The following is a 13,454-nucleotide window of genomic DNA, read 5'->3' on the forward strand; positions in this document are numbered from 1 at the left end:
GAGGAAATTGTTATGAGCCATATCCTTTAGGTGTTTAATCACCCTAAATGGAATATGTACGAAAGTTTAATTCAAATTATTCCTAAATTTAGAAATGGTTTACACTTTTGTTAAAATTTAAAATTTTCCTTTGAAAGGTAGAAACTAGTTTATGAAAATAAAATATTGATAATGAGTAATGTTACTTGTGAATATGAACTTGAGTTTACAGTTCGAGATTATGAGTGTGATTTGCAGGGGATTGTAAATAATGCTGTTTATTTAAACTATCTTGAGCATGCACGCCACCAGTTTTTACTTGCCAAAAAGATAGATTTTGCCGATTTACATACTAAAGGGATTGATTTAGTTGTTTCAAGAATAGAAATTGACTATAAATTCTCTCTCTCAAGTGATGATAAATTTGTAGTTAAATTAAATACTTGCAGGGAAGGAAACCTAAGGATGATTTTTGAACAGGATATTTATAAATTGCCAGAAAATAAACTTGTAGTTCATGCAAGGGTTATAGGTGTTGGTCTTAAAAGTGGAAGACCAATAAAAACTATTGATATTCCAGGATTTAATGAACTTGGCAAATAAATTAATTAAAGAAAATTGTTTAAAAGGAATTGACAGAAAATATTTTAATGCTTAAAAATAAGTCAAATTCAGTTAAAAAAAACAGGGATGATTAATATCATCTTTGAGAATTAGTTTATATTTGTAAATTATAGTTATTATGCTAAAATTTTTTTAATGGTGGGACAAACGAAAAGATTTTATATTTCTATTTTTTATATTATTTGTGCATTTTCTGCTTCTTCTCAGGTAAGTGAATTACATCTTTCTGAATTAAGTAATTGCACTCCTGAAAAAAATAAAAATGTAATAAATACGATTGATCAAGCCTATAAAGAGGGTGTTGTATTATATAATGATGCTACCAATAATAGTTTGTCAAATCAGGTTAAAATAGAGAAATTGGTTAGTATATTTAGAATTGAAGTTTCTGTTAAAAATAAATTACAGGAGGTATGGCAGCAATCCGATAGCATATCACGCGATAATTCTAAAAAATATTTTGAGGAAGCATCCCGTGCTTTTAAAGAGTTAACCGATACAATAAACTTAATAAATCCAGAATTTAAATCGATAATAAGAGCGCTAATAATCGTTGAAAAATCTCATCAAGTAATTCTTTTACAGAAATTTGGAATTCAAGTGCTATTTGGATGTGTGAGGGAGAGTTCAGGACGATTAAACCAACCGACGGATTTCTCCAGTGATATAGTTATCAATATCGATATGATTGAAAGATTTCGGAAAGTTTGGAACGAATCAAATTACCCAGTGACATATGATCAATGGGTATACAAACCTTCTGAACGGAAAACTTTTTCGAAAAGATCTTATGCTAATTCTTGGAAAGATTATCGATTTGGTGCTAAAAAGGATACTACTAGCACTGATTCTCCTAAATTGACTCTTGAAACTCAAGGTACATTAGCAAATAATATACTTGGAAATCAAAAAGATATATTGAATTCCTCTAAAGATCAATCAATTTCTGGTAATAATAGTTTCACGGATAGTAAAGATTCAAGATTTGCTGGAAAAAATCTTAATAATCAGCAATCGAATAAAACTTTTACTATTAAGGGAGAAGGAAAAAAACTTGGAATTAGCCCTAATACTCAATACGAAATAAAAAACCTAACAACTCAATCGAAGATAAAAGCCCTAGGGGTTGAATATTTTACCATTCAAATTGCCGCTAGCAGAAATCAGTTAGTTGTAGAGAGGCTTAAAAATGATTTTAATTGTGGACGTTTTGATATAGAAGAAAAAAATGAAAGCGGTTGGTATAAATATCTTGTTGGGCATTTTGCATCAATTGATTCTGCAAATAAGTATCTATTAAAGCCTTGTATGGTAAGAGGATTTGTTTCAGGTTACAATTCCAAGGGTAGAGTTGCTATTTTTAGTATAAAACAACCAATTACTGCAACTGGAAGTAGCTCAACATACTCAATAGTATACCGTGTACAAGTTGCTGCGTCAAAAGAACCATTATCAACAGAAATAGTTTCTAAAATTTATAGCGGTATTAATCCAGTGAATGTTTCTCAAGAGGATGGATGGTTTAGGTATTCAATCGGTGACTTTTTTTACTATGATGAAGCAAAATTGGCGCGTGATTCAAGTAAAATAAAGAATGCTTTTGTTATGCCATACCAAAATGGAAAAAGAATTCAATGGCCTGGCAAGGAAACTTTAGAATTAATGAAACTTAACCAAAAGGAAAGAGCATTATATGTTATTCAGATTGCTGCTTCCCGCAAACCGTTACCTTTAAATATTATTAAAAGTGTAATTAAGGTTGAATATCCTTTGACTATGAAATTTGAGGATGGTTGGTACAAATATTTCATTTCAGCTTTTACCGATTTTGCATATGCAAAACAGGTTGCTGAAAAGATAGGCGTTAAGGATGCTTTTATTGCAACCTATAAGAATGGCTTACGTGTAAATCCATAGAAAAACAATTATACAATGAAAAACTTAAACACACTTTTTCTGAAATTGGCGATAATTATTCTATTGCCAGCACTGATATCGGGATGTGCATCCCGTAAAAAGATATTGATGCTCCAGGGTATTTCGGAGAATACAGCATCATTTAATAACCCAGGAAAATCTTCATATAAATTGCATAAAGGCGATAATCTTTATATCAAAGTTTATAGTGTTGATGAAAAAACCTCAAAGTTTTTTCAAAGCGATTTTCCTAATCTCATGAATCCAACATATTTATTCTTAAATAGTTATACTATTGACGAGAATGGTTATATTCATGTTTCCTTTATCAACAAACTACTTGTTGAGGGGTTAACTATTGAAGAATCAAAAAACCTGATACAGAAAGCACTTAATGAGTACTTTAAAGAGTGTACAGTTGCCGTAAAACTTGTTAATTTTCAGGTATCAGTTTTAGGTGAGGTTAATAGCCCCGGTTCATATACAATTGAGAAGGAGCAGGTTAACCTTTTTCAAGCATTAGGATTAGCGGGTGGTCCAAAAGAGTTTAGTAATCTTATGAGGGTAACTCTTGTTAGACAGACTGATACAGGATCTCAGGTGCAGGTGCTAGATTTGACCAATCAAAAAATTCTTGAATCGGAGTATTACTATTTGATGCCTAATGATATTGTTTACATTGAACCTGTAAAAGCAAAAACAAACATTGGCTCATCACCTTACCTTTTGATTTCAACCCTTTCATTGGTTTTACTGGCTTGGAATATTTTTATGAAATAAAATAGTATTATGAATCGTGGGGAAGTTGATATTGAGGAAAGTTCGATTGATTTTAAACAGGTTTTAGGAGTACTATTTAAGAATTGGTATTGGTTTGTTTCATCAATTATAATTTTTGTTGTTGCAGCCTTAATATTTAATAATTATTCTACCCCAATTTACCAAGTTGAAGCAAAAATCTTGATTAACGATGAGGGTTCAACTTTTATGGATCCTCAAATGATGGTTAGCCAAGCATTTTCTCCTAATACTTACAAGGTTAGGAAGGAGATGCAAGTATTAGGGTGTTATTCATTAACTGCTGAGGCCTTGCAAAAACTTCCTTTAGAGGCTAGTTGGTGGTATAAAGATGGATTCAAAACCAAATTGGTATACCCTCCACCATATCGTCTTATTATTGACTCAACACACTATCAAAATAATAGTGCGACTATTTTTATTGTTTCAAAGGATATATCACATGTTATTCTAAGTTATATAAATTTAGAAAATGATGAAAAAGTAGTAGATACTGTTGAACTTGGTAATTTTTTTGAGTCACCATTTTTTCGTTTTAAAATAGTTCCAAATACAAATCAAATACTAGATAGGCAATATCAATTCAAACTTAACCGAAAGGAAAACCTTATAGGTGGTTTTAATACTCTTGATCTTGTTGAGGAAAAATATTCATCTACTATTACGGTTAAATTTAGAGATCAATCCCCTAAAAGAGCGGCTGATTTTTTAGATGCCCTTTCCCAATCGTTTCTAAATCGTGGGGTTAAACGTAAAAATCATATTGCTTTAAATACTATAAGATTTATTGAGAGTCAACTTCAAAATGTAACTGATTCGTTAAGATATTCGGAGGAAAGGTTGGAGGAATTTAGAAGAGTTAAAGGGGCAACAAATCTAGATTTTCAAACTCAAAAAGCTTATGAACTTCTTGATGGACTCGAGAAAGATAAAGCACAATTCTCGATATTCTTAAACTATTACGATTATTTAAAGAGTTCAATAACACAAAATTTAGAGCTAAATAAACTAGTTGTTCCCTCATCGATGGGGATTGCTGACGAGGTGTTGAATAAATTGGTATTAGACCTGATGCAATTCTATTCCGAAAAGGCAGAGATTACTGTAAATTCGAAAAAAGATAACCCTATGCTTGGGGCTATTGATTACCGGATTGAAGAACGTAAAAAGGCAATTCTTGAAACGATAAACGGATTAATTTATTCCACAAAAATATCTATTAAAAACCTTGATGAGAGGATTATTAAATATCAGTCCGAGGTATCTAAAATTCCGGAGAAAGAGAAGGAGTTATTGTCATTCCAAAGAAAATTTAAGTTAAACGATGAAATTTATACTTTCCTATTAACCAAGAGATCAGAGTTGCAGATTGCCTCTGCATCAAATTTCCCTGAGAATGAAGTGCTAGATGCTGCATCTGTGAATAGAGCAAGCATTGTTTCCCCGAATAGAAGGTTAAACTATATGATGGCAATTTTCATGAGTATAGTTTTACCTTTTCTTTTTATTTATCTCCGTTCACAGTTGATTGATAGGTTTGAAGAATCAAGCCAACTTGATAAACTAGGATATCCTGTAATTGGCGAACTAATTCATTCAGATTTAAATACTCCTTTTATTGTCAATCAGGAGCATATATCAGTATTTGCTGACTCATATCGTTTATTAAGAACAAATATTAAATTTTTAATTGGTGGCGGTGAATCAAAGATTGTTTTAGTTACATCAACCTTCTCAGGAGAAGGAAAAAGTTTCGTTTCACGAAATATTGCAGCAAGTTTTGCCCTTGCGGGACATAAAACAATTTTAGTTAATTGCGATTTACGGAAGCCCGAGAAGGAATTTTTCTTTAATACCGAGTCGGTAGTTGGTTTGAGCGCATATTTAAGTAATAATAGCGATTTCGAAATATTAATCCAAAATTCCGATGTTGAAAATTTATGGTTTATATCCTCTGGATTAGTTCCTCCTAATGCTACAGAACTTTTAGATTCTCAAAGAATGCAAAAACTTTTAGGTTTGTTAAAAGAGAAGTATGAAATAGTTGTAATTGACTCCCCTCCAATAGGAATTGTTGCTGATAGTTTTATACTTGCTCAGCAATCGGATCTATTACTTTTTGTTGTAAGGTTGAATCATAGTAGAATAAATGGGGTTGAGAAGATATTATCTTCCATTGCACAGAAGCAGTTTAAAAAGGTTGCTATTGTGGCTAATGATATAAGTTCAAAGTACTTTGGTTATGGCTATTATGGGTATAAGTATGACTATGGATACCATTACGGATCTTCTAAAAAGAAAAAGAAATTAGATAGTTGAAATTAAACGCCCTTTTATAGGGCGTTTAATTTTATACTAGTATACTTCTGGCACAAAGTTTTGATCGGTTATTGGGGGTCTTACATACGAATGATCTTCCTTCCGTGGTGGTAATTTAATTGGTTCTGGGGTTAAATCTTCGTAAGGGATAAGGCTAAGAAGATGACTAATACAATTTAACCTTGCTCGTTTTTTATCATCTGCATGTACAACATACCACGGGGCTTGCTTTATATCGCAATGTGCGAACATTTCATCCTTGGCTTTTGAATAATCCACCCATTTATTGCGAGATTCTACGTCCATTGGGCTAAGTTTCCAACGTTTAGTTGGGTCTTCTATTCTATCATGGAAACGTTTCTCCTGTTCATGGTCGCTTACCGAGAACCAGTACTTAATAAGTATGATATTTGATCTAACAAGCATCCTTTCAAACTCGGGGCAGGAGCGTAAAAACTCCAAATACTCTTCCTCGGTACAGTAACCCATAACTTTTTCCACACCTGCACGGTTATACCAGCTACGGTCGAATAGTACCATTTCACCAGCAGCAGGTAGATGTGGCACGTAACGTTGAAAGTACCATTGTGATTTTTCTTTCTCGGTAGGAACGCCTAGTGCTACAACTCGACAGAAGCGTGGATTTAAACTTTCTGTAATGGTCTTAATTACACCTCCCTTTCCAGCTGCATCACGTCCTTCGAAGATTAGGACAACCTTTAACTTCTTGAATTTAATCCATTCCTGAAGTTTCACCAGTTCAATATCAAATATTTCGAGTTCATTTTCATAGAAATTCTTATCCAGTTTCTCCTTTTTCGATTCAACTACTTCATAATGTCCTTGTTCCTTTTGGTTACCTTCCTCATCATTATCTTTATGATGATGCTTTTTATGTTTCGACATGGCTACTCAATTTAGGTTAGTAATTGATGATTATAGGATTTAATTAATGATATTTATTTGAAAAACATTTAAATAACTCGAATAAATATATTAAAAATCATTCGAATAAAAACTCTCTTTACAAGTTTTTATTTCCAAATAAGGTTTTGATACAGATATATTTTGGAATAACTATATTTTTATTGTGAATGACAAAAAGTAGAACATTCTTATACCTTGAAACAAGAAAATGCTCAGATTGTTCTTCTATATATAATGCCTTGGGTGCTACAGGTATTGGTAGAATAACAGATAATATCAAACACCAAATTTCTATTCTTTAATGATTTTCACTTTACCCAATTTGGTGTTAACCAGATAAACTCCTGTAAGTATAACAAGCATACTAATTACCTGCAAAAAGTTTAACGATTCACCATCGAGAATCCCCCACATCAAAGCAAAAACTGGAATAATATAAGTTACTGATGTGGCAAAAATGGCTGTGGTATGGTGTATTAAAGTATTGTAAACAAATAGGGATAGAACCGAACCAAATATTGCTAAAGCTAAAATGGCAAATAGACTGCTCAAAAAATGTGGAGAGTAATAAGAAGCACCAAGATTAGTTGAGAATAGAATAATGCCTGCAAATGGGCCAATAAACATAAAGGCTAGTGAGGTTATCTCCACTCCACTTAGTCCAACCAACTTGAATTTTATTATATTACTATTCATACCGTACAAAAAGGTTGCCAACACAATTAGTAATGCGTAGATATTAATGCCACTAAATGAGCTGAGGTTACCATTCGAAACAAGCATTACAGCACCTATCAAGCCCATAAATATTCCTAAATACTGAAGAAATCCAGGGCGATTTTTAAAAATTAAAACCCCAACAATCAATGTGAAAAATGGTGATAGGCTATTTAGTATCCCTGCAAGCGAACTCGATATGTTTGTTTGGGCAAATGTGAATAGAAAAGCAGGGATAAGATTTCCAATTAGCCCACATATTGCTAAAAAAATAGCATTTTGTTTAGTTAATTTTTTAAAACTTTTTATTGCAAAAGGGAATAATACTAAAAAACTAAAAAATATTCGAATAGCAGCAACTTGAACATGAGTAAAAGCAACCAACCCCTTCTTCATAAGTATAAATGAACATCCCCAAATAAATGCTAAAAGTAGCATTGCTACCCATTGCCAACGTTTTTTCGATAAACTAAACATATTCCTTAATTGATAAGGCTGCAAATGTAAGAAAATAGATTTGAGATTTGATGTTCACTGGTTACTAGGAATTATATTATACTGAATTATAGTGTTATCCAAAAACGGTCTGAGGAAATTAGTTGTAGATTATTATCAATTACAATCAGTTTATGGTTATGGTGGATATGTATTGAGAATTCATCAAGTAGTACTTGTAAAATTCCAGTATGTACTGACTATATGATGATATATAATTTTTACGATTGAACTTTGTTTTCAGAAAAGTATGCCCAAATTGAGTTTAAGTATGAAAAGAGAAAAATGGATTGCAAGTTACTGAATCCATTCCATCTGGTCTTCAATGTATGATTCGGATTTAAGAGGTCTTTTAACTGTTGTAATAATTATGAAACGAGAAAATGAAGTTGTAACTCAACTTCATTTTCTCGTTTCAAGCAAGTTGTGTAATATCAAATTGTTAACTCTCTGCTTGGTATAGAGTTGTTGAGAGATACCTTTCGCCTGAATCGGGTAGAATAACTACAATATTTTTCCCTTTGTTTTCGGGACGCTTGGCCACCTGAAGTGCAGCTTGTGTGGCAGCACCAGATGATATCCCAACCAACAGACCTTCACTTCTGGCAAGAGTGCGACTAGTATCAAAGGCCTCTTCATTCTTCACCAAAATAATTTCATCAATTATTGAACGGTTCAGAATTTCAGGAACAAATCCTGCCCCAATACCCTGTATCTTATGAGGTCCTTTCTGTCCACCTGATAGTACTGGAGAGTCAAAAGGTTCTACAGCAATTACCTTGATGCTTGGATTACGTTTTTTTAGAACTTCTCCAACCCCTGTAATTGTGCCTCCAGTGCCAATCCCGCTAATAAATATATCAACATGTCCCTCGGTATCACGCCAAATTTCCTCAGCAGTAGTTCTGCGATGTATTTCGGGGTTTGCAGGATTTTTAAACTGTTGAGGAAGAAACGAATTTGGAGTGATTGATTTAAGTTCCTCAGCTTTTTTTATCGCTCCACCCATTCCATCAGGGCCAGGGGTAAGAACCAGTTCAGCACCTAATGCCTTAAGAAGATTTCTTCGTTCAATACTGAAAGTTTCTGGCATTGTTAGTATTAGTTTATAACCTTTTGATGCAGCAACAAAAGCAAGAGCAATTCCAGTATTGCCGCTTGTAGGTTCAATAATTGTTGTATCCTTATTAATTAATCCATCTTTCTCTGCTTTATCAATCATTGCAAAGCCAATACGATCCTTAACGCTACTGGCTGGGTTAAAGTATTCCAGTTTAGCATAAATGGTTGCTAGAGTACTATTTATCTTATTGTAGTTGGTCAGCTCCAGTAAAGGGGTATTACCAATAAGATCGGTTAAATGTTTTGCTATACGTGTCATAATTTTCGAATAGTTAATTTATTAGTAACACAAAGATGAGCGAATGCGATAGAATAAAACATCCCATAGATATGGTATTTTTTATACCATAAATGCGGGATACTATATGTAATAATCAATGTTATCAATCAACCCAGCTTTGATAGCATACATTATCAGCTCTGAGGTATTATTGATTTCTACTTTGCGGAAAATATTTTTTCTATGGGAAGTTACAGTATGAAAGCTAATCATTTTTTTATTTGCAATTTCCTTGGTGGTTAAACCATCTGCTATCATTCTGATAATCTCTATCTCGGAAGGGGTTAAATGTTGCTGGAATTCCACTTTAGATTGGGATTTAACAATGCTATCTTTTAGTAGGATGTTAAGAATTTCATCAGAATAGTATTTTTTTCTATTCATCGTGGCATCAATTGCCATAAATAGTTCCTCTTTGCTCGATGTTTTTAGGATTATATCTTTTATACCTATTTTGGTTAACTCCTGTAAATCATTCCTATTAACATGATTTGTAAGGATAAGTACAGTTATATTGGGGTTTTCTTTCATTAGGCTACCAATTGTTTCAAATCCCCCAAAATCAAATAAATTAAAATCCGTGATGAGTAAGTTGATAATTTCTTTACTAATCAACTCGCTTAAGTCATTCAAGTTGTAGACTAAACCGATGAAGGTAAAACGTTCGCTATTTTGAAGTAATATTCTGAGTGACTCTGTTACAAGGAACTGCGAATCGGCAATTACAACACTATTTTTTATACTCTGAGCCATGCCTATAGTAATAAAATCGGTTTAGTAGATAAAAACAAAACCCGATGCTAATTGTTTTGCTATCGGATTTTGAAAATACTATTAAATACTTAATATCAACCAATAAATAATCCCTCAATTCTAACTTTATAGCTACCGTCTTTAAGTTTTGTAACTGCATTTACCAAACCGCTATGCCTCCATTGTAACATACAACGACGGGGAAGGAACCAGTAACGAGTGCCTAACTTAATTTCTTCCTTTGATTCGCGTATTATGCCCTCGTAGGCTTGTGCTACATAGTAGCCAATATCTATAAAACCTTCACTTCTTGGTCTTAAAGGGCCTGTTACAAACCAATTTATTACACCATTCCTTGCATCAGTGTCACTTACAATACCGCAATGAGTGATTGGGCAACCACAAGACATTCCCATTGGACGACCAATCATTACATCGCCTTTTTTAACACCTAACTCCTTTACAAGTGAGGGGTTATATGGAAGGATTGTCTCCCTTGGTCCAGGTTCACCTTCGAACAGATCAAGGATAAAATCATAATCACGCTTAAGCGTATCCTTCCATCCCATTTTCTCACCCATCCCTTCATTTGCACAGCCAAGGCATGATGCATGGGCTTTTTTTTCATCGTTACTCTTTTTCGATGCGTGAATACATCTTTTTAACTCGCTTTCATCGGATTCTACAATTTTTGCAAAATCCTCGCAGGTTTTATAACCACAAGCTCCGCAGTCAAGTTTTGGGAGCAATTCCATTATTTGATCAAGTTTTGTTATCGTTTCCATTTTGTTTTTTAAGAAAAAATTGGGTTTAGTTTCAATATTGACTGTTCAAAAGCATTAATAAAGTAGTCTATTTCTTCATCGGTATTAAATCGTCCAAGGCTAATCCTAATTGATCCTCTTGCTTCAAAAGGGTTAAGTCCAATTGCACGTAATACATGCGAAGCATTATTCGATTTGTCATTTGATGAGCAAGCAGATCCGGCAGAAACGGCAATACCCAATTCGTCAAGAGTTAGAAGCAGGCGGATTGCCTCCCCTTCGAGTCCTCTAATGCAGATGTTTATATTATTGGGGATACGTTGGGTTGGATGACCATTTAGGTAAGCATTCTCAACATTCGATAAGATCGCATCCATAAGTTTATCACGTTGTCGAGTAAGTGCCTCTATTTCCTTACTAAAGTTGGTCATACATAACTCAACTGCTTTTGTAAACCCAACTATTCCTGCGATATTCTCAGTTGATGAACGAATGCCAAATTCCTGTCCACCACCATGCAACCACGGGGTTATCTTAACTCCTTTTCTGATGAATAGCCCGCCAACCCCTTTGGGGCCATATATCTTATGGGAGTTAATTGTAAGCAAATCGAGATTCATCCGCTGTACATCAATAGGTACCTTCCCAAAACTCTGACAAGCATCCGAATGAAAGTATACTCCTTTTTCCCTGCATATCATTCCTATCTGCTCAAGGTTTTGCAAGGTTCCGATCTCGTTATTCCCATGCATTACCGAAACCAAAATGGTTTTAGGGTTAATAAATTTTCTCAGCTGCTCGATATCAATCACACCATTACTATCCACTGAGAGGTAGGTAATGTAAAACCCCTGTGTCTCCAGCCATTTGCAGGCGTTTAGCACACAATCGTGCTCTATTGCTGATGTGATAATATGATTCCCTTTTCCCCTATTGGCGAACGCAATACCCTTTATGGCCATATTATTCGATTCTGTTCCACTGGAAGTGAATACGAACTCATCGTCACTGGCATTTAAATAGTTTGCTATTTGCTTTCTACATTTTTCAAGAACAACTTTTGATTCAGTTCCAAAACGATGTAAACTAGATGCATTACCAAAACTATTAGTAAGGTATGGTTTCATCTCATTTAGGACAATAGGATCTAAAGGAGTGGTTGCGGCATTATCGAAATATATTCGTTCCATACTTACTACTCTCCAACGTAGAAAAGTTCATGATCCATAGTTCGTAGCACCCCGAAATGGTTTTTTGCACCAATCTCCTTTTTGCCTACGCAAATTGTACAGGTTCCAACAGGCGGATTTCCTCTAAGAAACATTGGAAACTCAACATCGCTGGCTTTAATTATTTGTCTAACAATAGGATCTATTCCAATTCCGTAAAGTGCATTGCTTTCAACAACAGTGACGCCTTTTGCTGATTCAAGTACTCTATAGCGGAAAACTTCTCGCTCTGCCTGTGAAACAAGATCTATTTTAGTAATAACGCTTATATCTGCTAATGTTAACATTGGTCCTATTTTCCGCGGAAGATTCATCCCGCTTGTAGCTTCAAGGACAACAATGCCGAGAGACTTCTCAACATAGGGAGAACATCGCAGACATAATCCAGCTGTTTCAACAAATAGATAGTCGGAGCCAGTTTTCTCAGCCCATTCTACAGCTTCATCCAAAACCACAACATTACAATGATCGGGACAAAGTTCTCCTGAATAGATTTTACGTGTGGGTATCCCAAATTCTTTATTAATAGTTTCATCCTCGTCAGCGTATAAAACATCAATCTTAATAAAAGAGGATTTTAGTTTTTTTGCTATCATCCTCTTTATTACCTGTTTTATTACAGTAGTCTTCCCACAGGTCGGTGGACCTGCAAATATTATTAATTTCATCTTTTTAATAGTTAGTTGGTTATATAATCAAGGTGCTCATTTCTAATTTCCTCTCCTGCGCGAATTAAACCACGGAAATGAAGGAAAACATCGTCCATTTTTTTTAATACTTCAGCCGCATTGCGCTCTTCAGGGTTTGATGCAACTATTTTCTGCATTGCACCGTTTTTCATTATTATACGGCAGTCGGAGAGAAGAGCAATTGTGGGATCGTGGGTAACGAAAACAAAAAGTTTATCGTATTTCTTAAGGAGTTCAAGTGCTTTAGTTTTATTGATACCAGCGTTTTCAATCTCATCCAGCAAAATGATTGGTGAATTCCCGATTACTACAGCATCAGCAATTAAAAGCGAACGGGTTTGTCCCCCGGAAAGTTCGGTCATAGCAGTATTCTTAATAATTGCTTCGCCTGTTAGCTGATTAGCAAATTCAATGGTGTCTTCAACAACATGATCTACATCTTTTGCTCCCCTTATTTTTGCATGAATTGTAAGAAACTCTCCTACCGGTAAATCGCTTAGGAAGTTTGTGTGTTGAGAGATTAGTGCAATTGGATGCTTTGATGGATCGAAGGTGAAATCTTCAGGTATGGATTCACCATTTATTAAAATTCTTCTACCCGATGGGGTGTTGTTGTTGGCAAATAGTTCAATATCATTAATTAAAGTTGTTTTGCCACATCCAGTCGGGCCAACAATACTAATAATATCTCCAGACATCAAGTCAAACTGATCGACTTTTTCTTTTGAACCATCTTTCCCATAACCACCAATGATTGTTATCTTTTTGATTTCCATAGTTTAAATATTTTTGACAAATATATCCACTATGTTCACCATATTAGTGTACATTAAGCACTAAG

12 protein-coding genes are annotated in these 13,454 nt (G+C 34.3%); 4 read left to right on the forward strand and 8 right to left on the reverse strand.

Annotated elements, in window-relative coordinates:
* Nucleotides 1–171 precede the first annotated feature (171 nt).
* The 4 genes from HOO91_12570 to HOO91_12585 all read left to right on the forward strand — a co-directional run bounded on the left by HOO91_12570 (nucleotide 172) and on the right by HOO91_12585 (nucleotide 5,637).
* Complete coding sequence (locus HOO91_12570; protein ID NOU18382.1) at nucleotides 172–582, forward strand: acyl-CoA thioesterase; 411 nt, start codon at nucleotides 172–174, stop codon at nucleotides 580–582.
* A gap of 156 nt (nucleotides 583–738) precedes the next feature.
* On the forward strand, nucleotides 739–2,520 hold the full coding sequence (locus tag HOO91_12575) for an SPOR domain-containing protein (protein NOU18383.1): 1,782 nt from the start codon (nucleotides 739–741) through the stop codon (nucleotides 2,518–2,520).
* Between the two features lie 15 nt (nucleotides 2,521–2,535).
* Entirely contained in the window at nucleotides 2,536–3,300 is a 765-nt protein-coding gene (locus tag HOO91_12580) for a hypothetical protein (GenBank protein NOU18384.1), read from the forward strand.
* A 9-nt stretch (nucleotides 3,301–3,309) separates the two neighbouring features.
* Entirely contained in the window at nucleotides 3,310–5,637 is a 2,328-nt protein-coding gene (locus tag HOO91_12585; protein NOU18385.1) for a polysaccharide biosynthesis tyrosine autokinase, read from the forward strand.
* A gap of 36 nt (nucleotides 5,638–5,673) precedes the next feature.
* Here the strand turns inward: HOO91_12585 and ppk2 are convergent, their stop codons facing one another.
* From ppk2 to HOO91_12625, 8 genes are all read right to left on the reverse strand, one after another.
* Nucleotides 5,674–6,543 (reverse strand): polyphosphate kinase 2, encoded by an 870-nt coding sequence (gene ppk2, locus HOO91_12590; GenBank protein ID NOU18386.1) that lies wholly within the window; start codon nucleotides 6,541–6,543, stop codon nucleotides 5,674–5,676.
* Nucleotides 6,544–6,855: 312 nt separating this feature from the next.
* Nucleotides 6,856–7,758, reverse strand: a complete 903-nt coding sequence (locus tag HOO91_12595; protein ID NOU18387.1) for an EamA family transporter — start codon at nucleotides 7,756–7,758, stop codon at nucleotides 6,856–6,858.
* Between the two features lie 460 nt (nucleotides 7,759–8,218).
* Nucleotides 8,219–9,157, reverse strand: a complete 939-nt coding sequence (cysK, locus tag HOO91_12600; GenBank protein NOU18388.1) for a cysteine synthase A — start codon at nucleotides 9,155–9,157, stop codon at nucleotides 8,219–8,221.
* A gap of 102 nt (nucleotides 9,158–9,259) precedes the next feature.
* Nucleotides 9,260–9,931 (reverse strand): response regulator transcription factor, encoded by a 672-nt coding sequence (locus HOO91_12605; protein ID NOU18389.1) that lies wholly within the window; start codon nucleotides 9,929–9,931, stop codon nucleotides 9,260–9,262.
* Nucleotides 9,932–10,026: 95 nt separating this feature from the next.
* Nucleotides 10,027–10,686: a Fe-S cluster protein gene (locus HOO91_12610; GenBank protein ID NOU18390.1), complete on the reverse strand. Its 660-nt coding sequence runs from the start codon at nucleotides 10,684–10,686 to the stop codon at nucleotides 10,027–10,029.
* A 38-nt stretch (nucleotides 10,687–10,724) separates the two neighbouring features.
* Nucleotides 10,725–11,885 (reverse strand): cysteine desulfurase, encoded by a 1,161-nt coding sequence (locus tag HOO91_12615; GenBank protein NOU18391.1) that lies wholly within the window; start codon nucleotides 11,883–11,885, stop codon nucleotides 10,725–10,727.
* A 5-nt stretch (nucleotides 11,886–11,890) separates the two neighbouring features.
* Nucleotides 11,891–12,592 (reverse strand): AAA family ATPase, encoded by a 702-nt coding sequence (locus HOO91_12620; GenBank protein ID NOU18392.1) that lies wholly within the window; start codon nucleotides 12,590–12,592, stop codon nucleotides 11,891–11,893.
* Between the two features lie 11 nt (nucleotides 12,593–12,603).
* Nucleotides 12,604–13,389: an ATP-binding cassette domain-containing protein gene (locus HOO91_12625; protein NOU18393.1), complete on the reverse strand. Its 786-nt coding sequence runs from the start codon at nucleotides 13,387–13,389 to the stop codon at nucleotides 12,604–12,606.
* Nucleotides 13,390–13,454: the final 65 nt, after the last annotated feature.

The organism is Bacteroidales bacterium, from assembly GCA_013141385.1.
Lineage (GTDB): Bacteria > Bacteroidota > Bacteroidia > Bacteroidales > Tenuifilaceae > UBA8529.